This window comes from Streptomyces sp. NPDC096323, from assembly GCF_040302845.1.
Lineage (GTDB): Bacteria > Actinomycetota > Actinomycetes > Streptomycetales > Streptomycetaceae > Streptomyces.
Genome location: NZ_JBEOSI010000010.1, coordinates 1 through 24,404 on the forward strand (window position 1 = coordinate 1; position 24,404 = coordinate 24,404).

General features: G+C 68.3%; 24 protein-coding genes and 3 pseudogenes. 8 read left to right on the top strand and 19 right to left on the bottom strand.

The features are described from left to right. Positions 1-87: 87 nt before the first annotated feature. A pseudogene (locus ABTX18_RS26250) lies at positions 88-651 on the top strand (IclR family transcriptional regulator); the annotation flags it as partial. A gap of 251 nt (positions 652-902) precedes the next feature. Here the strand turns inward: ABTX18_RS26250 and ABTX18_RS26255 are convergent. The 4 genes from ABTX18_RS26255 to ABTX18_RS26275 all read right to left on the bottom strand — a co-directional run bounded on the left by ABTX18_RS26255 (position 903) and on the right by ABTX18_RS26275 (position 3,612). Next, positions 903-1,346, bottom strand: a complete 444-nt coding sequence (locus tag ABTX18_RS26255; RefSeq protein ID WP_352125215.1) for a hypothetical protein — start codon at positions 1,344-1,346, stop codon at positions 903-905. A gap of 1 nt (position 1,347) precedes the next feature. After that, positions 1,348-1,716, bottom strand: coding sequence for a chymotrypsin family serine protease (locus tag ABTX18_RS26260; protein ID WP_352125216.1), 369 nt, complete (start codon positions 1,714-1,716; stop codon positions 1,348-1,350). Next, on the bottom strand, positions 1,709-2,389 hold the full coding sequence (locus ABTX18_RS26265) for an Ig-like domain-containing protein (RefSeq protein WP_352125217.1): 681 nt from the start codon (positions 2,387-2,389) through the stop codon (positions 1,709-1,711). Before ABTX18_RS26265 ends, ABTX18_RS26260 begins: the two co-directional genes overlap by 8 nt. A 284-nt stretch (positions 2,390-2,673) precedes the next feature. Next, positions 2,674-3,612 carry a LysR family transcriptional regulator gene (locus ABTX18_RS26275; protein ID WP_352125218.1) on the bottom strand — a complete coding sequence of 313 codons (939 nt, stop codon included), beginning with the start codon at positions 3,610-3,612 and terminating at the stop codon, positions 2,674-2,676. A 135-nt stretch (positions 3,613-3,747) separates the two neighbouring features. Between ABTX18_RS26275 and ABTX18_RS26280 the strand changes: the two genes are divergently transcribed. Further along, a complete protein-coding gene (locus tag ABTX18_RS26280) occupies positions 3,748-4,680 on the top strand; it encodes an NAD-dependent epimerase/dehydratase family protein (RefSeq protein WP_352125219.1) in 933 nt (310 codons plus the stop codon). 51 nt (positions 4,681-4,731) lie between these two features. On the opposite strand, the gene ABTX18_RS26285 is transcribed toward ABTX18_RS26280, so the two are convergent. Both ABTX18_RS26285 and ABTX18_RS26290 read right to left on the bottom strand, forming a co-directional pair. Beyond that, positions 4,732-5,220 (bottom strand): cupin domain-containing protein, encoded by a 489-nt coding sequence (locus ABTX18_RS26285; protein ID WP_352125220.1) that lies wholly within the window; start codon positions 5,218-5,220, stop codon positions 4,732-4,734. Between the two features lie 317 nt (positions 5,221-5,537). Beyond that, positions 5,538-6,776, bottom strand: a complete 1,239-nt coding sequence (locus tag ABTX18_RS26290) for an IS701 family transposase (RefSeq protein WP_352125551.1) — start codon at positions 6,774-6,776, stop codon at positions 5,538-5,540. A 146-nt stretch (positions 6,777-6,922) separates the two neighbouring features. Between ABTX18_RS26290 and kilB the strand changes: the two genes are divergently transcribed. Further along, positions 6,923-7,393, top strand: coding sequence for a plasmid transfer protein KilB (gene kilB / locus ABTX18_RS26295; protein WP_328864199.1), 471 nt, complete (start codon positions 6,923-6,925; stop codon positions 7,391-7,393). Positions 7,394-7,503: 110 nt separating this feature from the next. Here the strand turns inward: kilB and ABTX18_RS26300 are convergent, their stop codons facing one another. The 4 genes from ABTX18_RS26300 to ABTX18_RS26315 form a co-directional block, all read right to left on the bottom strand. Continuing rightward, positions 7,504-7,794 (bottom strand): hypothetical protein, encoded by a 291-nt coding sequence (locus tag ABTX18_RS26300; RefSeq protein WP_352125221.1) that lies wholly within the window; start codon positions 7,792-7,794, stop codon positions 7,504-7,506. A gap of 60 nt (positions 7,795-7,854) precedes the next feature. After that, positions 7,855-8,493: an NADPH-dependent F420 reductase gene (locus ABTX18_RS26305; RefSeq protein WP_352125222.1), complete on the bottom strand. Its 639-nt coding sequence runs from the start codon at positions 8,491-8,493 to the stop codon at positions 7,855-7,857. An 88-nt stretch (positions 8,494-8,581) separates the two neighbouring features. Beyond that, positions 8,582-9,088, bottom strand: a complete 507-nt coding sequence (locus tag ABTX18_RS26310; RefSeq protein ID WP_352125223.1) for a YceI family protein — start codon at positions 9,086-9,088, stop codon at positions 8,582-8,584. Positions 9,089-9,248: 160 nt separating this feature from the next. Next, positions 9,249-9,881, bottom strand: coding sequence for an FMN-dependent NADH-azoreductase (locus ABTX18_RS26315; protein WP_352125224.1), 633 nt, complete (start codon positions 9,879-9,881; stop codon positions 9,249-9,251). A gap of 118 nt (positions 9,882-9,999) precedes the next feature. Between ABTX18_RS26315 and ABTX18_RS26320 the strand changes: the two genes are divergently transcribed. The 3 genes and pseudogenes from ABTX18_RS26320 (at position 10,000) to ABTX18_RS26325 (ending at position 11,907) form a co-directional block, all read left to right on the top strand. After that, positions 10,000-10,635, top strand: a complete 636-nt coding sequence (locus ABTX18_RS26320) for a TetR/AcrR family transcriptional regulator (RefSeq protein WP_352125225.1) — start codon at positions 10,000-10,002, stop codon at positions 10,633-10,635. Between the two features lie 46 nt (positions 10,636-10,681). Beyond that, a pseudogene (locus ABTX18_RS35885) lies at positions 10,682-10,839 on the top strand (ISKra4 family transposase); the annotation flags it as partial. 237 nt (positions 10,840-11,076) lie between these two features. Then, positions 11,077-11,907, top strand: coding sequence for a hypothetical protein (locus tag ABTX18_RS26325; protein ID WP_352125552.1), 831 nt, complete (start codon positions 11,077-11,079; stop codon positions 11,905-11,907). A 291-nt stretch (positions 11,908-12,198) separates the two neighbouring features. On the opposite strand, the gene ABTX18_RS26330 is transcribed toward ABTX18_RS26325, so the two are convergent. From ABTX18_RS26330 to ABTX18_RS26340, 3 genes are all read right to left on the bottom strand, one after another. Beyond that, positions 12,199-12,804, bottom strand: coding sequence for a dihydrofolate reductase family protein (locus ABTX18_RS26330; protein WP_352125226.1), 606 nt, complete (start codon positions 12,802-12,804; stop codon positions 12,199-12,201). Between the two features lie 613 nt (positions 12,805-13,417). After that, entirely contained in the window at positions 13,418-14,107 is a 690-nt protein-coding gene (locus ABTX18_RS26335) for a DUF6882 domain-containing protein (RefSeq protein ID WP_352125227.1), read from the bottom strand. 202 nt (positions 14,108-14,309) lie between these two features. After that, entirely contained in the window at positions 14,310-14,984 is a 675-nt protein-coding gene (locus ABTX18_RS26340; protein ID WP_352125228.1) for a lytic polysaccharide monooxygenase auxiliary activity family 9 protein, read from the bottom strand. Positions 14,985-15,447: 463 nt separating this feature from the next. Between ABTX18_RS26340 and ABTX18_RS26345 the strand changes: the two genes are divergently transcribed. Beyond that, positions 15,448-17,718: a glycoside hydrolase family 3 N-terminal domain-containing protein gene (locus tag ABTX18_RS26345; RefSeq protein WP_352125229.1), complete on the top strand. Its 2,271-nt coding sequence runs from the start codon at positions 15,448-15,450 to the stop codon at positions 17,716-17,718. Positions 17,719-17,911: 193 nt separating this feature from the next. Here the strand turns inward: ABTX18_RS26345 and ABTX18_RS26350 are convergent, their stop codons facing one another. From ABTX18_RS26350 to ABTX18_RS26360, 3 genes are all read right to left on the bottom strand, one after another. Continuing rightward, positions 17,912-18,718 carry a hypothetical protein gene (locus ABTX18_RS26350; RefSeq protein ID WP_352125230.1) on the bottom strand — a complete coding sequence of 269 codons (807 nt, stop codon included), beginning with the start codon at positions 18,716-18,718 and terminating at the stop codon, positions 17,912-17,914. Positions 18,719-18,769: 51 nt separating this feature from the next. Next, on the bottom strand, positions 18,770-19,201 hold the full coding sequence (locus tag ABTX18_RS26355) for a DoxX family protein (RefSeq protein WP_352125231.1): 432 nt from the start codon (positions 19,199-19,201) through the stop codon (positions 18,770-18,772). Between the two features lie 581 nt (positions 19,202-19,782). Further along, positions 19,783-21,249 (bottom strand): non-reducing end alpha-L-arabinofuranosidase family hydrolase, encoded by a 1,467-nt coding sequence (locus tag ABTX18_RS26360; RefSeq protein ID WP_352125232.1) that lies wholly within the window; start codon positions 21,247-21,249, stop codon positions 19,783-19,785. 564 nt (positions 21,250-21,813) lie between these two features. Here ABTX18_RS26360 and ABTX18_RS26365 point away from each other — a divergent pair. Beyond that, positions 21,814-23,247, top strand: a complete 1,434-nt coding sequence (locus ABTX18_RS26365) for an endo-1,4-beta-xylanase (protein ID WP_352125233.1) — start codon at positions 21,814-21,816, stop codon at positions 23,245-23,247. 64 nt (positions 23,248-23,311) lie between these two features. Here ABTX18_RS26365 and ABTX18_RS26370 read toward each other — a convergent pair whose 3' ends face one another. From ABTX18_RS26370 to ABTX18_RS26380, 3 genes and pseudogenes are all read right to left on the bottom strand, one after another. Continuing rightward, complete coding sequence (locus tag ABTX18_RS26370; RefSeq protein ID WP_352125571.1) at positions 23,312-23,647, bottom strand: hypothetical protein; 336 nt, start codon at positions 23,645-23,647, stop codon at positions 23,312-23,314. 55 nt (positions 23,648-23,702) lie between these two features. After that, positions 23,703-23,921, bottom strand: a pseudogene (locus tag ABTX18_RS26375) (hypothetical protein); the annotation flags it as partial. Further along, positions 23,894-24,301, bottom strand: coding sequence for a P-loop NTPase family protein (locus ABTX18_RS26380; RefSeq protein ID WP_352125234.1), 408 nt, complete (start codon positions 24,299-24,301; stop codon positions 23,894-23,896). The pseudogene ABTX18_RS26375 and the gene ABTX18_RS26380, both read right to left, overlap by 28 nt. Between the last annotated feature and the right edge of the window lie 103 nt (positions 24,302-24,404).

Sequence of the window (24,404 nt, forward strand, 5' to 3'; positions counted from 1 at the left end):
CCCCATCACTCCCATACCGACGCCGCCCCTACCCCTGACCAGCGAAAACACAGTCGTCAGACTCGGAAAGACAACAGCGTCTAAGGGCTGTCCCGCCGAGCGGGTCTGCCCGTGTCGACCGTTCACCGCATGCTCGGTGAACTTCTCACCTGGGGAGCGCTGGAGCGCGATGCACAGGGACGCTACCGCGTCGGACTACGACTGTGGGAAGTTGGGTCCCTCCCACCCCGCAGCCAAGGAATCCGCGAACTGGCGCTCCCCCACCTGCATGACCTCTCTTCTCTCACCCGCGAAAACGTACAACTCGCAATCCGCGACAGCTCGGAGATCGTCTTCGTGGAGCGCATCGGCGCCGACGGCGCCGTGCCCACTCCGACACGGGTGGGAGGACGGCTCGCCATCACTGCCACAGGCGCAGGACTCGTACTGCTCGCCCACGCCCCGGGCCATGTGCAGGACGAGGCGCTGGCCCGGCCGGTCCAGCGGCATACCCCGTACACCCTGACCGACCATGTCCAGCTCAGAAGAGTTCTCGCCCAGATACGCGTGTGCGGATACGCAGTGAGTGACCGGCAACTGTCCGCGGACACGCTGTCGGTCGCAGCCCCCGTCACGACCGCAGACGGGGAGGTGGCAGCGGCTGTCTCCGTCGTCGTCCGGCACGGCATCATCTGCGCCGGACAGATCCTGGGGCGCCGCCTCCTGCCCGAGATCCACGCAGGCCGGGTCCTGGCCGACCCGGACCTCCTGCCACGCCGGGGCGACGGCTGGGACGCCCCTGACCGTCTCCCGCGGCGCCACCCGCCTCTGCTCCCCGGTCGTGGACGAACTGACCCCCACGACACGGAACGGGCCCCTCCAGGAGTTCCGGAGGGGCCCGTGTACCTGGGTGTCCAGGCCGGCTACTTGAGAGACAACCCCTTCGGGTCGGTCAGGCCGGTGGGCTCGGCACGGAAGGTGGCGGTCCAGGCGGTGGGGTCGCAGCGCTTGCCGTTGGGGTTCTGTTCCTGCAGGGTCGCCTCGGCCGAGTCGGTGACGATCTCCTTGCCGTCGGCGGTGGTGGTGACGGTGAGCCGGACGGGGACCGGCCCGGGCCCGTCCGCGTCGGGGAGCGGGACCGACAAAGAGCTGAACGGCCGGTCCAGGTCTCCGGACCGGCGCTGCTCACAGACCTCGCCCACGCAAAGACGCAAGGTGGCCGCGTCCGCCGCGCCGAAGTCAGCGGCGCGCCAGAGCAAGGAGACCTCGGACTTCGCGTCGAGGAGGGTGCAGGGCTCGTCCTCGCTCAGCGAACAGCCGGTCAGAAGCGACACCGTGAGCAGGGCGGAGAAGGTGATTCTCTTCATCTCAGTACCTCGCCACCAGTCCGGGGAGCGCGCTGTTGGCCAGCCCGATGTCGGTAAAGATCATCTCGCACGGATCGAACAGGCCGCCGCTGTGGTCGCCGCCACCCCCACCTCCGCCCGAGACGATGCACTTGGCGTAGGCGCGGCCGGAGCTGTCCACAGTGTAGACGGGGCCGCCGGAGTCACCCCCGATCAAGCATGCTCCGGAGGTCTTTCGGGCGACGACCATGTTCCGGGCGGTGGTTCCGCTGGTGTACTTGACCGTGGCCTGCGTCGACTTGACCTTCCATCCGCACCTCTCGCCGGTCTGCATTCCTCCGCTGCACACCTGGTCGCCGCTCTGCGCCCAGCGCCGCCAGTAGTCAGCCACCCGGGAGGAGGTGGATTCCTGTCCGCCCTTGTAGATCCACCGGACTGCCGGTGACCGGGACACCGGTGGACGTTCCGCCGTCCACCTTGTAGGTGAGCCCGGCGACGTCGGTGCCGGCCGTGGCGACCTGGAACGTGCCGGGGGTGCCGGCGGACCCGGCCCAGGCGTCCTCGGGGAAGTCCGTCGAGGTGACGGCCGGGGCCCCGGGGGCGGTGGTGTCGACGGTGACACGGAAGTGCGAGGTCGCGCCGGCGGTCCCGTTGGCGTCGACACCCCGCACGTGCAGGTACCAGACACCTTCCGTGAGCTGCGCGCCGTAGGTGGTAGCGGTGGTCTCGACGACAGCGTCCGGCACCGTGGCGGAGATCTTGTCAAGGGCCACGCTGTAGCCCGCGGAGAAGCCCGAGGGGGCCTTCCAGGAGGCCGTCAGGTCCTTGCCGCGATAGGCGCGCGTCTGGTCGGGATGAGAAGAAGAACTGATCACAGGTGCCGCCGGCAGGGTCATGTCGACCTTGAACGGCAGATGCGCGGCGGTCGCTGACCAGTTGCCGGCCTTGTCCTCGGCCCGGACGTGGAGGTACCAGGTGCCGTCAGCGGTGGCAGTCGCGGTGAAGGAGGTGGCCGTCTGCACCGCACCCGTCGCCGGCGGCAGGGTGTCGGCGGTACGGTCCATGGTCACCACGTAGCCGGCGACTCCCGAGCGGTCCGCAGGGGCAGTCCAGGAGAAGGAGGCGGTCCGGTCGGCGTAGGCACTCCGGCCCGTCCAGCGGCTGCACCGAAACCCTCCCGCCCCGGCCCAGGACGCCCTCGCGGATCGGTCAACCGTACGAGAGCACCCCGCCACACGCCGGGTAAGACCGTCAAGCGCGCCGAGACACTCGACCAGCATTACGGCCGCACAGGTTAATGATCAAGCTGAGGGCGAAGCCGGGGCCGGCCGCGTCGGCGGGGAGATCCTCAGGAGGACGGTCGCGCCTTCGCGGGCTTCGGGGCGTCCCCTGCGAGTTGAGTTCGCACGTCGCGGGGCACGTGCACGCCGTGCCTGCGCATGTTGCCGATGAACAGCGCGGCGAGCGGGTCGAGTGTGCTGGGGGTGACCGCCACCAGTTGCCTGACCCAGTGTGGTGAGAACGATCGGACCGCGCCCGGGAAACCGGCGCTGATCGCGCTTACCGGGCATACCGCGACCCCTAGGCCGGCAGCCGCGAGTTGCGGGGCCACCACAGTGACCGCTGTCCTCATCACGAGCTCCGGCCGGACTCCGGCCTTGGTGAGGGACCGGTCGAGCCACGTGCTGAGGCCGTTCTCCGGGGCGAAGTGAACGAGGCCCACGCCGTCCAGATCCTGCACGGACACGGCAGGCTGCCGGGCGATGGGATGGTCCGTCGGTGCGGCCAGCACGATCTCCTCGTCGGCGACCACGGTCGCCGTGAAGCGGTCGGGCACAGGAGAAGGCATCAGCACTACGTCGGCTTCGTCGGCGTCGATGAAGCCGTGAAGCTCTTCTGCCGACGTGGATTCACGCAAGGTGATCGTCACCTCGGGGTGACGGTGGTGCCACTCGCGAATGACGGGGGCGAGCACGGAGATCAGGCTCTGCGCACAGGCCAACCGCAGTGATCCACCGGTTGCTTCGCCGACGGCGCGAGCCGACCGGACCGCGGAGGCGGCCGCTTCGATCGCTCGTCTGGCATCCGCGACGGCGGCACGGCCGGCAGGAGTGAGCTTGACTCCCCTGGCTTCGCGGCGAAGCAGCATCGTCCCTGTCTCGCGTTCCAGCGCGGCGAGTTGGTGAGAGACAGCGGGCTGCGACGAGTGCAGGAGCCGTGCCGCCTGTGTGACCGACCCGGAGTCCGCGACCGCGACGAGGCACTCCAGCGCCCGAAGAGAAGCCATGCAGAGAAGCTATCGCACACCACCGGAGTATGAATCTTTTCGAGGGAATGGCTCGTGGCCGGAGGCTGCTTCACCCCTATGAGACCTTCTCGCCCCGAGGCAGGCGAGAGGCAGGTACCGATGAAGGAGAGTTTCATGGCCCAGGCATTCGTCACGGGCGGTTCGGGGTTCATCGGCCAAGTGCTGGTCCGTCGGCTTGTCAGTGAGGGGCATACGGTCAGGGCCCTGGTCCGAAGCGAGGCGTCGGCCGCCAAGGTGGCAGCGCTGGGCGCGGAACCCGTGCGCGGCGAGCTGACCGACCCGGCCACGTGGCGGGACGCGGTGAAGGGCAGCGCAGTGGTGTTTCACCTCGCTGCCGAAACCGATGTCTCCGCCGACCGTGCGCGTCAAGAGGCGGTGACGGTCCGCGGCACCCAGGCGGCAGTAGACGCGGCCCGCCATGCCGAAGTTCCCCGGTTCGTTCACTGCGGAACCGAAGCCGCGCTCCTTGCCGGCGATCCGCTCGTGGACGTCGACGAAACCGCGCCCCTGCGGCCGGACTCAGAAGCCACCTATTCTGCGGTGAAGGCCGAGGCCGAGGCAATCGTGCTCGACGCGAACGCGCCGGAATTCGCCACGGTGTCGATCCGGCCCAGGATGGTCTGGGGCCCAGACAGCATCCTCATCAACATGCTGATCGACTTGGCGAAGGCTGGGCAGTTCGCCTGGATCGAGGGCGGTCGCCACACCACTGAGATCACGTTCGTCGACAACTGCGTCGAGGGCCTCATGCTCGGGTGGCAGCGCGGCCGGCCGGGCCAGGCGTATTTCGTCACCGACCAACACCGCGTCACCTTCCGCGACTTCTGGGAGACCATGTTCGAAATCCATGGCGTCAACAAGCCGACCGACGAACTGGACGCCGAAACCGCCGCCCGTGCGATCCCCGTGCCCGTTCGATGGTTCCTCGGGCAGACGTGCACCCTGCGGACCGACAAGGCGGTAGCCGAACTCGGGTACAAGCCCATTGTCTCGCACACCGCCGCTCTGGACGCTGTCAGGAACGCCGCGGCCACGAGCAGGGCCTAAGTTGCGGGCGCGAGCCCAAGTTGATTTTGTGGGTGGGGCGCTCTCGTTGATTTACTGCAACGGGGGCCCGACATGCTCGGTATCGTACTTGACCGCGAGCGCCTCGATGCGCGAGTCATTGTCATTGATGACCCCGCCATTTTCCTGAGCGAGTGCGGCGATCTCGTAGAACAGCCCGTCCGGGCCGGCGGGCGCGAACATGACCAGGAATCTGGCCCGCTCGCGTCCGACCACCCGGGGTGCGTGGACCGTTCCGCGCGGCACCATGACGAGCGTGCCGGACGTCGCGCTTACCCGCTGGTCGCCGATCTGGAAGTCCATCTGGCCCTGGAGGACATAGAAAAGCTCCTCGCTGCTGTGATGGATATGAAGAGGGGGCCCGAAGCCGGGCTCCGCCGTCCCCTCCATCACGGCGATGGAGCCTGAGCCCTGGTCGGCGGTCACCTTGCCGAGCAAGTTGGGGATCAGCAGGCCGTCGCCGGGGATCGGCAGGCCCTCGCCGGCCGGGAGGACGATCGCCCCATTTGGCAGATAGCTCACGAGGTTCCCTTCTGAACACGGAAGCGGACTTTGCGTGCAAGCATAAACGGACTATACCCCGCTTATTTTGTCTCCGCAAGGTGAGCTTTGGAGGATTAGCTGACGATATGTTCGATCCGCCTGTCCCCTGCGTCGGCATGAGCTCCGGCTTTGCGGATGGTCTCGACTGCTGACGGCTTCCAGGTGACCAGATCATCTGGCCGTGGCGTGCGCCCCAAGCCGGGTCTTTCCGCAGCCGCTTCGGGCGGCTGCGGAAAGACTTCATTTCCAGTGCGGTATCAGGGTTCGCCTAATACTCCAGCTGTAGATCGTGATCTTCATGTCTGGGATGCGGCTTGCCGCCGGTAGTGACTGGTGCGTGATCGTGCCTGGTGACGGCGGCGCCAGTCGGACCAGGCAAGCCGGTGGGCCGCGTCGCGGACGGGCCGGACGGCGAGCGCGATGAACAGGCGGCAGATCTCGCTGCAGGACAGCGGGATCAGATCGTCCGGCGTGGGTCGGTGTGCGTGTTCGTCGGCGCGGACGACGGCAAGGAAGGCGTGGGCCAGCATCGCGACAGTGACCCAGCGGGCCCACGAGGGGTAGCGGCGGACCTGGTGCTCATCCAGCCCGGCCAGTCCCTTCTCGGTCTGGAAGGTCTCCTCCACCCGCCATCTGGAACCTGCGACCCTGACCAGGGTGGCCAGGGATGCCGGCGTGGTGGAGTGACAGCGGTAGTAGGCGAGTTCGCCGGTGCTGCGGTTACGGCGGATCAGCAGCTGGTGGCAGCCCGGGGCTGCCTCGGCGAGGTCGATGACGGCCCAGTCGTAGAACCGCTGCCCCTTCGCGCCAGGCCCGGCCGAGAGCTTCTGCCAGGCCCGCTTCGGCACCTTCCGCGCCAAGGCATCGGCGCGGAACTTGCCTGCCCGGGTGGGCAGTTCGGCCGAGCAGGCCACCGCGAGGACATAGCCGATGCCGCGTTCCTCCAGAGCCGTACGGAGTCTTGGGTTGCCGCCGTAGACCTCGTCCCCGGTGACCCAGCCGACGTGGTGTCCGGCGTCCAAAAACCGTTCGATCATCGTGCGGGCCAGGTCCGGCTTGGTCGCGAAGACGGTGTCCTGGCCGAGTCCTGCGGCCCGGCAGCGGTCCGGGTCGCACGTCCAGGAACGCGGGATGTACAGCTCCCGGTCCACTGCCGCGTGCCCGCGCATCCCGGCGTAGACGAGGTAGACCGCGACCTGGGAGTTCTCGATCCTGCCGGCCGTTCCGGTGTACTGGCGCTGGACCCCGAGCGTGTGGGTGCACTTCTTCACGTCGCCGGTCTCGTCGACCACCAGGACCGCGGCATCGTCATAGAGGTGCTCGACGACGTATTCACGCACGTCATCACGGACGCCGTCGGCATCCCATACGGCCCGGCACAGCAGATGCTGCATGCCGTGCGGGCTGGCCTCCCCGGCCCACTCCGCGATCGTCCAGCAGTTCTTCCGCGGCAGGTCCGACAGCAGACCCAGCACCAACCGCCCGGCCCGCAGCCGTGGTTCGACCCGGGTGAACCGGCCCGCGATCCGGCCCATGGCCATCTCGAACGCCTCACGCCAACGGTCGGGATCTATGCTGTGACCTGCGGCCACCGTCTCATCGTTACTCCACACAAGTCACGATGATCAACGGTGGTGCGCCCGTCTCCGCACCGGGCCGGGACCCGACCAGGAAGCAGATCATGATCGCCACTGTCCTTGCCGTCATCGGGACGCTCCTCGGATCGATCGTCACCGGCACGTTCCAACACCTCGCGGCCGGCCGCGCCGAGCGCGCAGCCGCCGCTGAGCAGTTGCGCCGCGACCGGCTCGACGCGGTGACCACACTCGCCTCCGCCGGCTCCGACCACCGCCGGGCCCTGTGGATGCGCGGAGAGGCTCGGCTGCGCGGCGCCGGCAACGATGAGCTCGAAGAACTACGAGCCAAGTCTCATGTCACCCGCGCCGCCATCACCCGACCCCTGGTTGCGCTGCGGCTCCTCGTGCCTGACCCGGCTGTCCACGCCACCGCCCAGGCGATGGTCGTCGCCACATACAACATGGTCGATGCCGCCACGAGCATCGAGGAGCTCACCGCAGCGCAGGACGCCGCACGGGCCGCACACGACCGCTTCATCGACGCTGCCGCTGCATACTTCAGGGCCAACACCTGACAGTGCCTCGGCCCTGCCCGCCCGACGTGACTTGCTCTATGCCGACGGCAAGCAGACATGAAGATCACGATCTACAGCTGGAGTACTAACGAGCTCGTGATCCCTTTGTATTACGTCGTGTTGTTGTCGGCGAGCTTCTTGATGCTGGTCTGGACGAGGCGGACCTTGAGGAGGATCTCGCCGGTGGTCGCGGTCCAGTTGAAAGGTTTCGCGTTCTCGTTCCAGGAGTCGTTGCAGTCGCGGATCTGCTTGATCAGGACGTGCACGCTGGAGAAGGAGCCACGGCGGATGGACTGCCGGGTGATGATGCCGAACCAGGTCTCTATCTGGTTGATCCACGATGACCCGATGGGAGTGAAATGAGCTTGGGTGTAGGGGTTCTTCTTCGCCGCAAGCGCCACGGATCGCGGCCGGGTGGCCGATTTTCGGCGTCTCAGTACTGATGGAGACGGTACGTATGGTCAGCCGCGGACGGTGAGGCCGATGGAGAAGCTGCTGCTGCTGACGGCTTTGCCGAACATGGCGCGCATCAACAGCACGCTCGTTCCTTCGAGCCAACGAGCGCTCGTCAGGTCGCCGACGTCGAGCGGGCGCAGCGCGAGGCTCTCGACGAACGATGACACGCCCGCCTTGGCCCCGGCGTCGTCGCCGGCGATGAACACGTCCAGCGGGCGGGGATCCTCGGGCGTGTAGGCGGCAAGCACGTGGCCGAAGACGGTGTTGAACGCCTTGACGACGTGCGCTCCCGCGGGAGCGCACTTGGTGATCTCCTGCGCGGCGGAACTGCCCTCCGGCGTAACCAGTCCCGTGAAGTCGGGATTGAACGGGTTGGTGATATCGACGATCACCTTGCCCGACAGCGCGTTGCCGAACTGACGCACGAGCGGTACGGCGTGGGCGTAGGGCACGGCGAGGATGACTATGTCGCCGGCCGGGGCTGCGCCGATCGTCCCCGCCGTGGCGCCGCCGATCACCCTGGCCAGAGCGTCGGCCTTGGAAGCATCGCGGCCGATGACCTCGACCGCGTTGCCGCCCGCGACTGCACGGCTGCCCAGGGCGCGGGCCATGTTCCCCGTCCCGATGATGCTGATCCTGCTCATGGTGTGCGCTCTCATTCTTCTCGATCTATCGGATTTCCTCGCCGGCGCCGGGTCCGGCGCACGGTCGAGGGTGTGGGCCGCGTTCAGTTCACGCGGTGAAGCGCAGGTCGAGGTTGATGACGGCCGGGCCCTTCATCATGCCGAGAGGGTTCTTGAGCCCGAACTGCGCCGGATCGATCGTGACGGCGCCGCTCACCACAACCGCATCGGTGCCCTGCTTCTTGAAACTCACCGGGTAACTCAGCCTCCTGCTGGTCCCGCGAACGGTGAGCTTGCCCTCGACATCGGCCGTACTCGAGCCTGTGGGCGTGATGCGTTCGGCGTCGAAGGTGATCGTCGGGAATGCCTCGGCGTCGAGCATCTCCTTGCTGCGCAGGTGGTTATCGCGCTTCGCGTGCTTCGAGTCGAGCGAGGCGACGTCGATGACGAGGCCGCCCTCGGCGGTGCCGTCCTCATCGACGGTGCCCCTGCCCTGTACCGAAGCGAAGACGCCGTTGACGGCCGTCAGGCCCCAGAACGTCTTTCGCTGGAAGCCGACCGCGCTGCGTACCGGGTCGAGTGTGTAGTGGCCGGATGTGATCTGGGTGGTGGACATCTGGATTCCGTTCGGTCGGGCGCCACAGTCCGACGCCGCGCTCGGTGTTGGTCTTCTGATTCCTCGATCGCCGCCGCGCTTGACGGCTGGTAAGGACGAGCGGGTTGAGAGTTCAATCAGGGGCGGGGTGGAGGCGGGGGTCCTGGTGCCGCAGCTCGGTTCAGGTGGCAGCGATGCCGGTGCCGGCCCTGTCGGCTTCCTCGAGAGCCCTGGTGCGCAGCTCGCCGGCAAGATCGCGCAGGCTTTCCATGCCGGGGGTGGTGGCCGCGAGGGTGAGTTCACGCTCGATGACGGTCAGGTCGGCCTCCCAGACATCGGCGAGGATGCGCCTGAGGTAGGGGGTGGAGTGGTCCCAGCCCTCGCGCGGGGTGCCCGGGCCGTAGCCGCCGCCGCGCACGGTGACCAGCACTGTCGGCTTGCCCTTCAGGACGGGCGTAGTCGGTCCTGCGGCGGCGATCACCAGGTCGACCCACGTCTTGAAGTGCTGGGAGACGCCGAAGTTGTAGAACGGCACGGCCAGGACGACGACATCCGCGGACGTCAGCTCCTCGACGAGGTCCTGGGCGTTCGCGAGCGCCTCACGCTGGGCGGGGGTGCGCTCCGATGCGGGGGTGAAGCCGGCGACGGTGGCGCTCGCCCAGATGTGGGGCGGCAGCGGGTCGGTGCCCAGGTGGCGGCGCACCACCGCTTCGCCGGGATGCGCTGCCGTCCACTTGGCCTCGACTACGTCGGCGATCTCCGCGCTGGCGGAAGCCGCGGGCAGGATGCTGGCATCGAGTCGGAACAGGGTCATGGTTGAACTCCTTGGCCGGTCTTGGCGCGCACGTGGGCGGCGGGGGCGGTAATGCGGGCTCGGTGCCTCGCGTATCCGTAACCGGACTTTACCCCGCTTATATTCCCTCGGCTACCGTATGACCGTGGACACCCCCCTGCTGCCCATCGGGCCTCCTCCCGCCGAGCGCGCCGACGCTGCGCGCAATCGCGAACACCTGCTCAACGTCGCCCGCGAGATGATCTCCGAAAGCGGCGCGAGGCGGGTCACCATGGACGCCCTGGCCGAGCGGGCCCAACTGGGCAAGGGAACCGTCTTTCGGCGTTTCGGCAGCCGGGCGGGCATCTTCGCCGCGTTGCTCGACGACGCCGACCGCAAATTCCAGCAGCAGGTGCTCTACGGTCCGCCGCCACTGGGTCCCGGCGCCGACGTGATCGCCCGGCTGGTCGCCTACGGCCGCGCGCGCACCGGATTCCTGCTCGAGCACCATGCGATCGAGCGCGCCGCACTCGATCGCAACCAGAAAGTGGCCATCGCCGCCGGAGGGATGTCGACCACCCACATCCGGATGCTCCTCGGGCAAGCCCGGCGCGAAGGCCTCCTGCACACCGCCGATATCGACAGCCTGGCAATGCAGCTCGCCGCAGCCCTCGAGGGCCCCTTCGTGATGTACCTGGCGCCCGCGGAGAACACCGACCCGGAAACGGCACGCCAAGAAGCCGCACTCGCCGACAGCTGGCAATCACTCGTCGAACGCGTGTTGAACTTCAGATGACCGCGAAGATCGAGTGGACGCGGGGCAAGCCGAAGCGGCTCACCACCTGAACAAGGGATGGCCGATCGCCACGGGCTCCGTCGAAGGCCCCTGCAGGCACTCGATCGGCGACCGCCTCGACATCACCGGCGCCCGCCGGGCCTGGCCGACGCCGAAGCGGCCCTCGAACTCCGCGCCGTCCACACCAACGACGACCGGGACGACGGTTCTTGATCCTTGATTTTGGGACGCACGGGACACTGGATCCTCAGGATCTGAGGACGGACATCTCGCGATCATGAAGGGCTAACCGCCGCAGTTGACCTGGACGCCATGGGCCCGCCTCCACCGTGAAGATCACCGGGTCCGGCATCGACGATCCCGACTTCGCCGCCGTCCGGTCAGATAGGCGCTCAGTACTCGGTGGATCGGCTACACGGCCTCCCGTACAGTCGGTGGGTGATGATCAAACCGGGCGACCCCCGCACGCTCGGCGTCCCGTCCTCCGAGGCACGGTTGCGCTTCGATGTGGAACTGCACGAGCGCAGTGGCGGGCCGCGGCGCCGCTTGCTCATGGTCGACAACGAGCCTGCTTTCGAGCTGAGCTTCTATTGCGGAACGTGCCCGCTCCTGTTTCGCCGGCTGGAAACCGCCAAAGAGAAGTTGTCCCTCGAGGACATGCAGGAACGGCTCAGCGGGCCACTGGACGATCCGGATGACGGCGGCGTGATCGATGCGTTCGCTGCGTTGCTGCCGGAGGGCGAGTACCTTCCGCTGCTCCTGAGCGTGGAACCGCGGCTGGTCATCCCCGGCAAGGAAGGTGACTACTTCAGCCATGAGCAGGTCACGTCCTGGGGGGTCAACCAGTTCTGGGGCCTCCCGGAGTACCCGCACACCCCGTACTACCGGACCTTCGAGACCACGGTCGACACGAATGCCCACCTCTACGAATTCGTCGTTCCCATGGTTCCCCCGACCTGGAACGAACGAGAGCGTGTCGAGGACTACGTCGCGCTCATGGAGCAGGGAACGGTCCCCACAGCGGTGGCGGTCTCCACGCTGGATGTGTGCCAGTCCTCCACCGGCCTGGCAGATGACCCGTCCGCGCACTGGGGCCTGACCCACTTCCTCCTCGACGGCCACCACAAGCTGGAGGCTGCCGCGGCGGCCGGCCGGCCGGTGCGGCTCCTCTCCCTCCTCTCCCTGGGCGAGAGCCTCGCCGAAGCGGACGACCGCGCCCGGCTGCCTGCGCTGCGCGCCCAGTCCCGCTCTACCCGAGCGACCGACGCCTGAACCAGGGCGGAGGATCACACCAGCGGGCCGCGCAACAGCACACACAGCGCTGACGGATCAGCCGAAGCGCTCGGCTCGCGAGGCTCTGTCCAGGGAAGCGTCCAGCGGCGCATCCGTATCCGACAGGTGGATCTCTGCGGAGACTGCGGTCCTGGGGGGGGCGTACGCGGGCTGACTTGTGACGGCTCGGGGACAGGTGGAGCGGGCGTCCTGACGTTGGCCGTCAGCGCCGATCAGGTCTTGCTCCGCGCCCGCCGGCGCCCAAGGGCTGTTCAGACCGACGAGGCGACGTCACGCGGGGACGTCGAGCGGCGGGTGCTCGAGCACACGGGGCTTGTACTCGACCAGCTGGATGCGGCCGTCGAAGGTACGGTGCTCGATCATCTCAAGGGCAACGTCCGGATAGCCGTCATAGATGCGTTCTTCGCCCGTGGCCCCGGTGATCACCGGGAACATCACGACCCGGAAGCGGTCGACGAGCCCGGCTCGTAGCAGGGACCGGCACAGACTGAGGCTGCCAATCGTGCTGAGGAGCCCCGAGCCCTTCGACTTCATGGCACGGACCGCCTCGACGGCGTCGCCGCGGACGAGCGCGGAGTTGGCCCACGTCAGCGGCTCCTCGAGCGAGGAGGAGAACACCACCTTGGACGCTTGCGTGAGCTCGTCGACGGATGCCTCCTCTTCGGGCCTGAACTCATCCTGGCCGTTCGGGACCGCGCCTGCGGCGAAGCCCGACATAAGGCGGTACGTGTTCGCTCCCATCAGGTACGTGGCCTCGGGCTGCCCGCCGAGCCATGCGAGGTACTCCGGGCCCTCGAGCCCCCAGAACCCGGGCCACCCCTCTCCTGATGCGTGGCCGTCGAGGGAGGTGATGAAGTCGACGAGAAGCTCCGGCATAGCGGTGTCCTTTCCTGGGTGCCACCAGTTTGACCGGCCGGGCGCCGCAAACTAATCGGCGCGCTGTGGAGTGACGAGAAAAAGGACCTTGACGCTGTAGCCGATCAGATCGTCGGAACGCCACCCGCGAAACACCCGGGCCAACCGTCACGCTCAGCAGGGCCCAGTACAACGCTCATGTTGATGTGCCACTGGCGAGAAGGGCTCAAGAGCGGTGGCGGCGTCATTGCCCGGTTGCCCCAGTCGGCCGCCGGGAATCGGTACTCCGTCGGCTTCAGCGCTTCGTAGAGGTGGCTGAAGTACTCCGTTTCGCCGTTCCGCTGAGCCCAGCCGACAGAAAGGCCAGGCACCCCATGTCGTGATGCTCCGACAAGGAGACGCGCTCCTCGTTGTAGAGCACGGTCCACTCGTCGGGATGCTGACCGGGCCGCGCGAGCCAGTACGGGAACGCCTCTTGTGCCCTCCGCGAATGCCCACGGCAGGACCTTCGCTCCCGCGTCCAGTAGGTCAGCCGGCTTGTCTTCGAACCCCTCGGTCAGGATCTCGCCCGCCTCCGCCGCCTGCGCGTGCAGATCGCAGACGGAGCCCGGTACAACCAGCCAGATGGTCTGGGTCAGCCGCTGACCGTGAGCCGGATGTTGCTGATCCGCCCTATCCGGTCGAAGGAGACAACGACGGCGTTCCCGGTCGGCAAATCGGCGATCAGCCGGTCGCCCTCCACGCGCTGCGGCACACCGTGGTGCTCGAAGTACCCCGTGACGGCCTGCCGCGGCGAGCGCCCGATGAGTGAGGCTCCGGCCATGAGCACGCGCGGCAGGGCGACCGGGTCGAGCTCGGCGCCCGGTACCTTCGGGTCGTCGGGCAGGAAGTACACCTGGGTGCCGGGCCCGGCCGGCTGCCCGATGTATCCGGGGGTGTTGGCCACCCCCATCCCCGCGAAGGCCAGCAACTCGGCGGCCCGCCGGGGATCGTCGAACCCGGACAGATCGAGTTTCTCAGCGGTGAACTCGGGAATCCCGTGCGCCCGCCCGTACCGCGCCACGGCAGCGGACAACGCCACGACGTCGCTTCTGCCGAGCCCCGGATGTGCCCAGCCCCACAGCCAGGACGCCTGCTCCATGTCGTACGTCCCAAGGACACCGACCCGGAGCCGCACTTCCCCCTGCTGGTACGAACACGTCGGCAGGTCCGCGCTCCACGGAGCCTCGGGCAGGAACTCCATGAGCGCCTCGAGCTGAGCTGCGCCCCAGACGGAGTGCCGTTCCGCCTCGAGCAGGAACTGGTCGCTGAATCCGATTGCCATGATCACGAGCGTACGGGGTGAGTCTCAACGGCCGTCAGCCCGGGCTCCGTTCCCTTGCGTGCACTGCCTGGAGCAACGCCCGGCTTGACGTACCACCTCTCCGTGTCCTGACGTTGTGTGCCCAGGCGGGCCGCCGGGTGTACCGGCGGCCCGCCCTCGAAATGATGCGCCCGCAAAGGACGCCACCCGATGGCCCTCGCGGTCAGCTGAAGTTCACGTCGCTGCAGAGGAAGTACGTCTGGTCCATGTGCGAGGCCTGCCAGATCGTGTAGACGACGTGGCGACCGCTGAAACCGGATGTACTCACGGGGATCGAGTAGTGCTGGCTGGGCCCGTACCTGCCGGTGCGGGCCACCAGTTGGAGGTCGCTCCAGCGCAGCGGCTGGGTGGCGGGGTCGAAGCCCTGCCTGGTCACGTAGACCAGGAAGTAGTCCGCGCCGTGGCTGGCCTGGTCGTCCAGCTTGACGGTGAAGTCGGCGCCGACGTCCGTCGTCTTCCATGGGCCCACGGCGTCCATCGCGTCGTAGCGGCCGCTCTCGGTCCGGCCGCCGCTGCACAGCTGCCCGTCCGGGACGACCGACTGGAAGTTGCCGCCGGAGCCGTTGCGGTACAGGCCGTTCCAGTTCCACATGGCGTTGGGGTTGGCCTGCCAGGCCTGCCAGCACATGGGGTCCTGCTGCGCCATGGCCGGGTTCTGGAAGTCGCTGCCCCAGCGTTGCCAGCAGCCGTAGTTGCGCGATGCCGGGTCCACCACCGATCCGTGGGCCGCGGCGGTGCCACTCCCGGTGATCAGGCTGAACAGGACCGCGACGAGAGCGCTCAGGACGAGCGTCAGACGGCGGCGTGGGACACGGTGAGCGTGCAGATGATAATCCATGATCTCCTTCTTTCCGTGGGGGGAATCCAGGATCTCTGCGGGTGATCAACCGCTGTGGGAGCGCTCCCGCGACCCAGGTTGCTCGTGACGTAACGCGGCGGCAATGTCGGTTTCCGCCAATTCCGCGCCGCAGATGGCGCAAAGGTGGCTCGATCGCCGGTCTTCGACTGCCGCCGACGCCGCCGGCGCCGTCAACAATCTCCGTTCGCCCGGTTGTCGGGAACACGACGCGGCTCCTACAGTCCTGACCGTGACTTGGGAGCGCTCCCATGACCCGAGGTTCAGGAGCGCCCCTCGGTTCCGTACGCGAATCCGGTTGCCGGGGTCACGACCCGGCCGGCTCCGTGTTCCCCACGCCCCACGCCCCGTGCCCCCGACGCTTCGCGCTCCCGGCGTCCCGTGCTTCCGATGCTCCGTGCCGCTCGCTCCCCTGCCCCGTCCGGCCACACCCGGGAAGGCCCTCATGATCCCGATTCTCACGCCCTCCACCCGTCGCCCCGGAATGATCGCCGTCCTGTGCGCCGCGGCTCTCGCCGTGACCGTGCCGGCCGGTGCCGCTCCGCCGGCCGGCCCGCCGCCCACTGCAGCGCTCCCGTACCAGGACCCGGCCCTGCCGGTGCAGGACCGGGTCGCCGATCTGCTGTCCCGGATGACGCTCGACGACAAGCTCGGGCAGATGACGCAGATCGAGAAGGACATGCTCGTCCCGCAGTCCGACCTCGCCGCCTACCGCATCGGCTCGGTGCTCTCCGGCGGCGACTCCACGGTCAGCCCCAACAACGCCCAGACCTGGGCCGACACCTACGACTCCCTGCAACGCACCGCCCTCGGCACCCCGCTCTCCATCCCGATGATCTACGGCATCGACGCGGTGCACGGCCACAACGCGGTACGCGGCGCCACTGTCTTCCCGCACAACATCGGTCTGGGTGCCACTCGGAACCCCGCGTTGGTGGAACGCGTCGGGCACGCGGTGGCCGAGGAGGTGGCGGGCACCGGCATCGACTGGAGCTTCGCCCCCTGTCTGTGCGTCGCCCGCGACGACCGCTGGGGCCGCACCTACGAGTCATTCGGTGAGACGCCCGAACTCCCCACCGCCATGGCGTCGTTGATCACCGGCATGCAGGGCTCCACCCTGGGCGGCGCCCCGGCCTCCGTACTCGCCACAGCCAAGCACTACATCGGCGACGGCGGCACCACGGGCGGCATCGACCAGGGCAACACGGTGGTGTCGGAGGCCGAGCTCCGCGCGGTCCACCTGCCGCCCTTCAAGGAGGCGGTCCGGCGCGGTGTCGGGTCGGTCATGCTCTCCTACAGCAGCTTCAACGGCGTCCGTTCGCACGCCAACAGATACCTCGTCACCGACGTGTTGAAGGGCGAGCTGGGATTCACCGGGTTCGTCGTCTCGGACTGGGCGGCGATCGATCAGCTCGACGGCCAGACCGGCTTCAGCGGGGCCGAGATCACCACGTCCGTCAACGCCGGCGTGGACATGGTGATGGTCCCGTACGACTACAAGAAGTTCCTGACCCTGCTGCGCGGCGAGGTGAACGCCGGCCGGATCGCCACGGAACGCGTCAACGACGCCAATCGCCGCATTCTCACCAAGAAGTTCGAGCTCGGGCTCTTCGAACGGCCCCTGACCAACCGCTCCCTCACGCCCGGCGTCGGTTCCGCCGAGCACCGGTCACTGGCCCGGGAGGCAGTGCGTGATTCGCAGGTGCTGCTGAAGAACGACGGCGGAGTGCTGCCCCTGGCGAAGACCGGAAAGCTGTTCGTGGCGGGGAAGTCCGCGGACGACATCGGTAACCAGAGCGGCGGCTGGACCCTGGGCTGGCAGGGCCGCAGCGGGCCCGTCACCGAGGGCACCACCGTCCTCCAGGGCATCCGCGCCACCGCCGCCGACCCGTCCCGGGTGACCTACGACCGCTACGGCAACGGCATCGACAGCAGCTACACGGCGGCGGTCGCCGTCGTCGGCGAGACCCCGTACGCCGAGATGCGCGGTGACCGGCCCGGCGGAATGGGACTGGACCAGGAGGATCTGCAGACGCTGGCCCGCTTGAAGGCGAGCGGCGTGCCCGTCGTGGTGGTGCTGGTCTCCGGGCGTCCCCTCGACATCGCCGCCCAGCTGCCGGACTGGAAGGCTCTGCTGGCCGCCTGGCTGCCGGGCACCGAGGGCGGCGGCGTCGCCGACGTGCTCTTCGGCGACCACGCCCCGACCGGCAAGCTGCCCATGAGCTGGATGCGCAGCGCCTCTCAGCAGCCGATCAACGACGGTGACGGCAAGAGCGCGCTCTTCCCGTACGGCCACGGTCTGACGTTCACCGCGAATCCGGACCCCGGCACCGAGCCGGGCACCGACCCGACGCCCACGCCCACGCCCACGCCCACGCCCACGCCCACGCCCACGCCCACGCCCACGCCCACGCCCACGGGCAAGGTGTGCACCGCCACCCCGCGGGTCGTCAACTCCTGGCCGGGCGGCCATCAGGCGGAGGTCACCGTCAAGAACACCGGCACCGTCGCGCTGACGGGCTGGACGGTCGACTGGGACCTGGGCGGCACGACGGTCACCAGCCTCTGGAACGGTGCCCTCACCGTCGCAGGTGGCCGCGCCACCGTGCGCAACACCTCCTCCAACGGCACGCTGTCCGTCAACTCCGCGACCTCCTTCGGCTACACGGCGAACGGCACCGCGGGTGCCCCGGTGCCACGCTGCACCCCCGGATGAGCACATCGCGGCGGCTGCCCCCCGGTTCGGCGGGGCCGGGCAACCGGCGTACCGTGCAAGGCAGTTGGGCACGCCCTTGCGAGAGGGTTCACGCAGTACGCGCGACCGGGCGACGCCGCCGGCCGTAGCCGCCTCCGGCCCGGGACGGACCACACGGCCCGCCCCGGGCCGGCGGCCGTCCCGCGCCCGGCGCTCAGCAGCCGATCCGCCTGCCGTCCAGCGCGATGTCGTCCATGCGCACGTCGTACGAAGACGGGCTCGGGCTGCCCTGGTAGAGCTGCCAGCCGATCTTCACCGTACGGAACCGGGGGAAGACGAAGTCGGCGTCGGCGCCGCCGTGCCGACGGGTGGAGACGGTGAGCTCCGGCTTGGCCTCGCCGTCGATCCAGACGGAGACCGTGTTGTCGCGGGCGTCCATCCGCCACTCCACGCAACTCCAGACGCCCGCGCGGGCCGGGGCCGACTCGCGCCAGGCCGTCCAGTCTCCGGTAGGCCCACCGTCGGAGCCGACGCCCCACAGGTTCTTTCCCGCCGTGGGCACGTACTGTCCGCCGAGCGGCCTCACGTAACCGGGCCCCTCGCCGGCGGCCTCGACCAGCGTCCAGTGCGCCCAGTCCGGGGCGGACGGGAAAGCGTCGACGCGCAGACGGACACGGCCCCAGAAGCTGTTGGCGGGCGGTCGCACATCGTTGACCTGTAGGAACGCCCGCCCGTTACCTTCGGTACGTATGCGCAGGTGCTTGCTGCGGCGGGTGGCGTCCCGCTCGATGGTGAGTGTGCCGTTCGCGGCGTCGGTGGTCCAGCCGCGTCCGTGGGCCTCTCCCGGTGGCAGGGTGGCGAAGTCCTCGCAGAACATCAGCGCGCGGGCGGCGCATGTGCGCGCCTCGCGCTGCCCGGAACCGTTGTCCGGGCCTGACGTCGAGCTCCACGAGGCGGGTGCCGCCGCGGTCGTCGCCGACAGCAGCGCCGCAAGAGCGGTGAGCAGGTGGGTCTTTCTCATATGCACAGCCTCCAGTTCCGGTGCCACCGGTGCGGCACCACTCGGACGTCTTCAGTGCCGTGCGAGCGGAGCCTCTGCCCGTGCGTCGCCGCGCCGTGTCAGGACCTGGTCCAGAGCCCAACGGCCCGGCCCCATGGCCGCGATGAGGAGGAACGCCCAGCAGAACATCGCGGATGCCTCGCCGCCGTTCTCGATGGGCAGCAGCGCGTTCCCCTGGTGGACGCGGAAGTAGGCGTACGCCATGGAGCCGGAGCAGATCACCGCGACTGCCCGGGTGCCGCAACCCAGCAGCACCAGGACGCCGCCGGCGAGCTGGATGACCGCGGCCCACCACCCGGGCCACTCCCCCGGGCTCGGGGACTCGCCGTGGGAACCGCCGAGCACGTCGAAGAGGGTGGCCGCCCCGTGGCAGGCGAACAGTAACCCGAAGACGACGCGGAACAGGCCGAGTACATGGTCACGGTACTTGTCGAGCAGATTCATGGGTTTCCTCACTCTCGCGTGGGCCCGGACGAGGAGCGTCCGTCCGGGAGGGCATGGGCATGACACAGATGTGCGTGCCGAACGCTTTGCCGCACCGCACGTCCGGTGCGGCGTGGCACGGAACGAGTGGTGCCTGCGCCGGGCGGGGAGCCCGGATGCTCCTGAATACGGGTGTCGTGTCCTCAAAAAGCCCGAACAGTACTGGGAGCGCTCCCACTCGCGACTGGGAGCCGTCGGGCCGAGACGGTACACGGCGTCCCGGAACGCGTACAGAGATGCGGCAAGCTGAGTGGCCGATGGCCTGAAACAGCTTCGAGAGTGCCACTTGAGCCCGTGCGCGAAGAGAGATCGGACTCGACACGTGACCTGCTGCCTTCGAAACGTCGTCGACGGCTTGGTGCGCGGCCCCCTCGTCAGGAACAGGGGGGCCTCTTGGAGTCTCATGCGAATCGAGAGCGGGAGCGCTCCCATCTGTCGAGGGACGGGCGCCAGGCGACTCGGCAGGCGTCGTGTGACGCGGCCGGGCTCGGCCTCCGCCGAGCCCGCCGCGCCGGCTCCCTGCCGGAGCCGGTGTCACACCGTCAGCGCTGCAGTGTCAGCAGACCGGGACGGTAGGGCAGCAGCCCGTAGTCGCCTCCGGAGTTGGGGCTGCGGCCCTGGTAGAGCAACTGCAGATTGCAGGGATCAACGGTCATGGTCTGATCGGGGCCGGTGCGGATCAGTTCGCCATGGCTGATGTCGTTGGTCCAGGTGGCGCCGCTGTTGGCCTTGCCGGCGAAGGGACTGCTCTCGGTCGCGGCCTGGGGTGTCCACGAACCGTTCAGACCGGTGGCCGTGAACGAGCGGAAGTAGCGGCCCTGCGAACCGATCGCCTCGACGATCATGAGGTAGCGGTTCTGTCCCTGCAGCTTGTAGACCTGCGGGGCTTCGAACAGGTTGTTCGTCGTATCGCTCATGACCACGGTCGAGGACGTTCCGAAGCTGCCCGGGAAGTTCCCGATCGGCATACTGGCCCGGTAGATCTTGCCGTTGTCACCGGCGAAGAACAGGTACATGTTCGTCCCGTCACCGATGAGTGTCTGGTCGATCGGTCCCGTTCCGGAGCCGCTGATGCTCCCGGAGAAGAGCACCTGCGGGGCGGACCACCCATTCGGGTTGGCGGGGTCGCTCGACGTCCGGTAGGAGAAGGCCGTCCCGCCCCACTGGTAGGTGAGAACCCAGATGTTCCTCGGTGCGAAGTAGAAGAGCGTGGGCGCGACGGTTGCGGACGACATCGTGTTCTGGCCGGCCGATGCCATCTCCGGCCAGTCGGTGAACAGGCTGAAGTTCATGGACCCCCAACTCGTCCCGTTGTCGTGAGTCGTCGCATAGACGAGCTGCTTGCCGTTGTAGGGAACGACGGTGAAGTCCTTCAGCGAGGCCCACCCCGGTTTGGGCTGCGCCAGCGCACCCGTCGACGACCAGCGGTATGCCGACGGAAGATCGCACGTGCCGGGGGTTTCGCCACCGGCCTTGACCAGCTTCCACTGCTGGTTGGTGCCACCCCAGTCGTCGTACTGGACGATGTTGGCGTTGTCGGCGGTGGAGGCGCCCTGCACTTCGAGGGCCTTGCCGCTGTGGCGCGAGACGAGCCGCACATAGCCGTCGGTGCTCTCCATCAGCCGCCACTGCTGGTTGGTGGCGTTCAGATCGGTCCACTGGACGATCGAGCCGCCGTTCGCGGTGGACCAGTTGTGGACGTCCAACACCTTGTTGGAGAGGCGGGACTTGATGCGGTAGTAGCCGTCCCCGGCATCGACGAACTGCCACTGCTGCTGGTTCTGATCGTTCCGGGTCCACTGGGTGATCCGGGCGCCGTCACCGGTCGCCATGTTGTAGACGTCCAGGGCCTTGCCGCTGTTGCGGTTCAGCAGCACGTACGAGGCGTTGGGATCGATGGTCGCAGCGGCAGCGGGCTGGGCACCGAGGAAGGTGGCCACGAGCAACAGGGGCGCGAGAGCAGCGAGTAAGCGTCCTGGACGGACGGAGAACGGGTGGTGAAACCACATCAGAGAGCCTCCTGGAAGGGGGTGGCGTGAGGTGACCCGACGGCCGGAGTGGGGGTGCAGGAAGGCGAAGCGTGCTCGAAATATTTCGAGGACACTTCGGATTCGGATGTCACAAGCTAGAAATGTTAGCGCTCTCAGTCAAGGTGCGTTGCGGATCCATCTGCAATCAGCACCTCGCGGTCGGGCCGGCGATGTGTCGTTCTCATTGGCTTTTCTCCCGTTATTAGATCCGGGTGGGTTATCGACGAGCGCATCGAGAGTCCACCGATGGGCTTGGCCCTGTGCCGAAACATTTCGGAAAATGAGCGGAAACAGTTTATGCGCGAGCTATTGACGATGCATCGTCAAGGCCTCGATCATCCATGTCTGGGACACCGGGCACCGGTCCGAGGTGTCCGACCACGTCGGGCACCGAACGCTCTGTACTGCCCGGCAGACCCACGCACACCGCACGACAGATCCAGGCACGCACCGGCCCGCTCGCCCGTCGACCGAACGAGGGCGGACGACACACCCTGCCGTGATGCGGTCGCCTTCCGTTATGTCTACTTTGGAGGTGCAGTCATGGGTTCCTACGCCCTTGCGGGATCCGCTCTCAGCCGACCACTCCGCGCTCTGCTGCCGATGCTCGTCGTCGGCGTCCTGGGTGCGTCGGCCGCACTGGTCGCACCGTCGAACGCGCACGCCGCCGAGAACACGCTCGGCGCCGCGGCGGCGCAGAGCGGCCGCTACTTCGGCACCGCCATCGCCTCCGGCAGGCTCGGCGACTCGGCGTACACGACGATCGCCGGCCGTGAGTTCAACATGGTGACGGCCGAGAACGAGATGAAGATCGACGCGACCGAGCCACAGCGGGGCCAGTTCAGCTTCACCGCCGCCGACCGCGTCTACAACTGGGCGGTGCAGAACGGCAAGCAGGTACGCGGCCACACCCTGGCCTGGCACTCCCAGCAGCCCAGCTGGATGCAGAACCTGAGCGGCAGCACCCTGCGCCAGGCGATGATCGACCACATCAACGGCGTGATGGGTCACTACAAGGGCAAGATCGCCCAGTGGGACGTCGTGAACGAGGCGTTCGCCGACGGCAGTTCGGGCGCCCGCCGCGACTCCAACCTTCAGCGCTCCGGCAACGACTGGATCGAGGCCGCGTTCCGCGCCGCGCGCGCCGCCGACCCGGCCGCCAAGCTCTGCTACAACGACTACAACGTCGAGAACTGGACCTGGGCCAAGACCCAGGCCATGTACGCCATGGTCAAGGACTTCAAGCAGCGCGGCGTGCCCATCGACTGCGTCGGCTTCCAGTCGCACTTCAACAGCGGCAGCCCGTACAACAGCAACTTCCGCACGACCCTTCAGAACTTCGCCGCCCTCGGCGTCGACGTGGCCATCACCGAACTCGACATCCAGGGCGCCTCGGCCACGACCTACGCCGACGTGACCAAGGACTGCCTGGCCGTCTCGCGCTGCCTCGGCATCACCGTCTGGGGCGTGCGCGACACCGACTCCTGGCGGTCGGGGGACACACCGCTGCTGTTCAACGGCGACGGCAGCAAGAAGGCCGCCTACTCCGCCGTCCTCAACGCACTCAACGGCGGCGGTTCCACCACGCCCCCCTCGGATGGCGGAGCGATCAAGGGTGTCGGTTCCGGCCGTTGCCTGGACGTGTCCAGCGGCAGCACGGCCGACGGCGCCCAGGTCCAGCTCTGGGACTGCAACAACGGCACGAACCAGCAGTGGACGTACACGGAGGCAGGCGAGTTCAGGGTCTACGGCAACAAGTGCCTGGACGCCGCCGGCACGGGCAACGGCGCCAAGGTCCAGATCTACAGCTGCTGGGGCGGCGACAACCAGAAATGGCGCCTCAACTCCGACGGGTCCGTCGTCGGTGTCCAGTCGGGCCTCTGCCTCGACGCGGTCGGGACCGGCACCGCCAACGGCACGCTGATCCAGCTCTACTCCTGCTCGAACGGCAGCAACCAGCGCTGGACCCGCACCTGAGGGCGCTGTCGCGGACGGAGGGCTGAACCGGTGACGACCAGGATCTCGGCCCTCCCCCGCTCTCTCATGAGGGAGCCAGTACCTCGCGCACGTAGCGGCCGGTGACGCTGTCGGGGTGGTCGGCGATCTCGCCGGGGGTGCCGGTGGCGGTGATGCGTCCGCCGCGCACGCCGCCGCCGGGGCCGGGTTCGGTGGTGAGCTTGAGCCGCTGGGCCTCGCCGCCGGACAGCGCGGGGGTGGCTTCGCCGAGAGTGAGGTAGCCCAGGCCCAGGTCGACGAGGGTCTGCAGGCGGGAGCGGACCTTGTCGAGGTCGCCGGTGTGCTCGATGGCCTGGGTGACGGTGCCGGCCGGCAAGTGCGGCAGGGTCGGCCCGTCGTCCTCGTCTCCGCCGCGCGGCACGCGAGAACGGCACGTCGGTACGTACGCCCAGCTCGGCGGCCACTTTCGGCACGGCTGCGAGGCCGAACATCGACCACGGCACGACCGCGCCCTCGTCGATGGTGCGCGAGGGGTCGGGTACGAGGGCGTCCTCGTCGACCTCCCGCACGGTGCCGGTGCCGGCGCAGCGCGGGCGGGCGCCCTCGCTGTCGAACGCGAACGACTCGGCGCTCGGCGGCCCGAACACCGCCTGGCACTCGGGGCAGGTCAGGGGCAGGTCGAGGGCGACGTCCATGGTCGGCTCCAGGCGGTGCCGTTGGGGCACTGGTGGCGGCCGAGCCGGGAGAAGATCAGGCGCAGGCTGTTCAGGAGTTCGGTGGAGGTGCCGAGGGTGCTGCGCACTCCGGGACTGCCGGGCCGCTGGCGCAGCGCGAGCGCGGCGGGCACGTGCTCGACGCTGTCCACGGCCGCGTGCGCCGCCTGGGTGAGGCGCCGCCGGGTGTAGGTGGACAGCGCCTCCAGGTAGCGGCGCGATCCCTCCGCGTACAGCACACCGAGGGCGGGCGAGGACTTGCCCGAGCCGGAGACGCCGGCGATCGCGACGAGCTTGCCCAGCGGCACCGTGACGTCGATGTCCTTCAGGTTGTGCACGCGCGCCCCGCGCACCGTGATCATGTCCGGCACGGCAGCTGGCACCGAGCCCTTCGCCCCCTTCACAGACTTGCGCTTGCCCACTGGCTGATCTCCGGCGCGCAACTGCTGCTCCTTTGCCGTTCTC

Bases quoted from the DNA above. Each gene is read 5' to 3' on its own strand.
- ABTX18_RS26255 (WP_352125215.1), bottom strand. From the start codon at position 1,346: ATGAAGAGAATCACCTTCTCCGCCCTGCTCACGGTGTCGCTTCTGACC.
- ABTX18_RS26265 (WP_352125217.1), bottom strand. From the start codon at position 2,389: ATGGACCGTACCGCCGACACCCTGCCGCCGGCGACGGGTGCGGTGCAG.
- ABTX18_RS26275 (WP_352125218.1), bottom strand. From the start codon at position 3,612: ATGGCTTCTCTTCGGGCGCTGGAGTGCCTCGTCGCGGTCGCGGACTCC.
- ABTX18_RS26280 (WP_352125219.1), top strand. From the start codon at position 3,748: ATGGCCCAGGCATTCGTCACGGGCGGTTCGGGGTTCATCGGCCAAGTG.
- ABTX18_RS26290 (WP_352125551.1), bottom strand. From the start codon at position 6,776: ATGGGCCGGATCGCGGGCCGGTTCACCCGGGTCGAACCACGGCTGCGG.
- kilB (WP_328864199.1), top strand. From the start codon at position 6,923: ATGATCGCCACTGTCCTTGCCGTCATCGGGACGCTCCTCGGATCGATC.
- ABTX18_RS26305 (WP_352125222.1), bottom strand. From the start codon at position 8,493: ATGAGCAGGATCAGCATCATCGGGACGGGGAACATGGCCCGCGCCCTG.
- ABTX18_RS26310 (WP_352125223.1), bottom strand. From the start codon at position 9,088: ATGTCCACCACCCAGATCACATCCGGCCACTACACACTCGACCCGGTA.
- ABTX18_RS26315 (WP_352125224.1), bottom strand. From the start codon at position 9,881: ATGACCCTGTTCCGACTCGATGCCAGCATCCTGCCCGCGGCTTCCGCC.
- ABTX18_RS26320 (WP_352125225.1), top strand. From the start codon at position 10,000: ATGACCGTGGACACCCCCCTGCTGCCCATCGGGCCTCCTCCCGCCGAG.
- ABTX18_RS26325 (WP_352125552.1), top strand. From the start codon at position 11,077: ATGATCAAACCGGGCGACCCCCGCACGCTCGGCGTCCCGTCCTCCGAG.
- ABTX18_RS26330 (WP_352125226.1), bottom strand. From the start codon at position 12,804: ATGCCGGAGCTTCTCGTCGACTTCATCACCTCCCTCGACGGCCACGCA.
- ABTX18_RS26335 (WP_352125227.1), bottom strand. From the start codon at position 14,107: ATGGCAATCGGATTCAGCGACCAGTTCCTGCTCGAGGCGGAACGGCAC.
- ABTX18_RS26340 (WP_352125228.1), bottom strand. From the start codon at position 14,984: ATGGATTATCATCTGCACGCTCACCGTGTCCCACGCCGCCGTCTGACG.
- ABTX18_RS26345 (WP_352125229.1), top strand. From the start codon at position 15,448: ATGATCCCGATTCTCACGCCCTCCACCCGTCGCCCCGGAATGATCGCC.
- ABTX18_RS26350 (WP_352125230.1), bottom strand. From the start codon at position 18,718: ATGAGAAAGACCCACCTGCTCACCGCTCTTGCGGCGCTGCTGTCGGCG.
- ABTX18_RS26355 (WP_352125231.1), bottom strand. From the start codon at position 19,201: ATGAATCTGCTCGACAAGTACCGTGACCATGTACTCGGCCTGTTCCGC.
- ABTX18_RS26360 (WP_352125232.1), bottom strand. From the start codon at position 21,249: ATGTGGTTTCACCACCCGTTCTCCGTCCGTCCAGGACGCTTACTCGCT.
- ABTX18_RS26365 (WP_352125233.1), top strand. From the start codon at position 21,814: ATGGGTTCCTACGCCCTTGCGGGATCCGCTCTCAGCCGACCACTCCGC.
- ABTX18_RS26380 (WP_352125234.1), bottom strand. From the start codon at position 24,301: ATGATCACGGTGCGCGGGGCGCGCGTGCACAACCTGAAGGACATCGAC.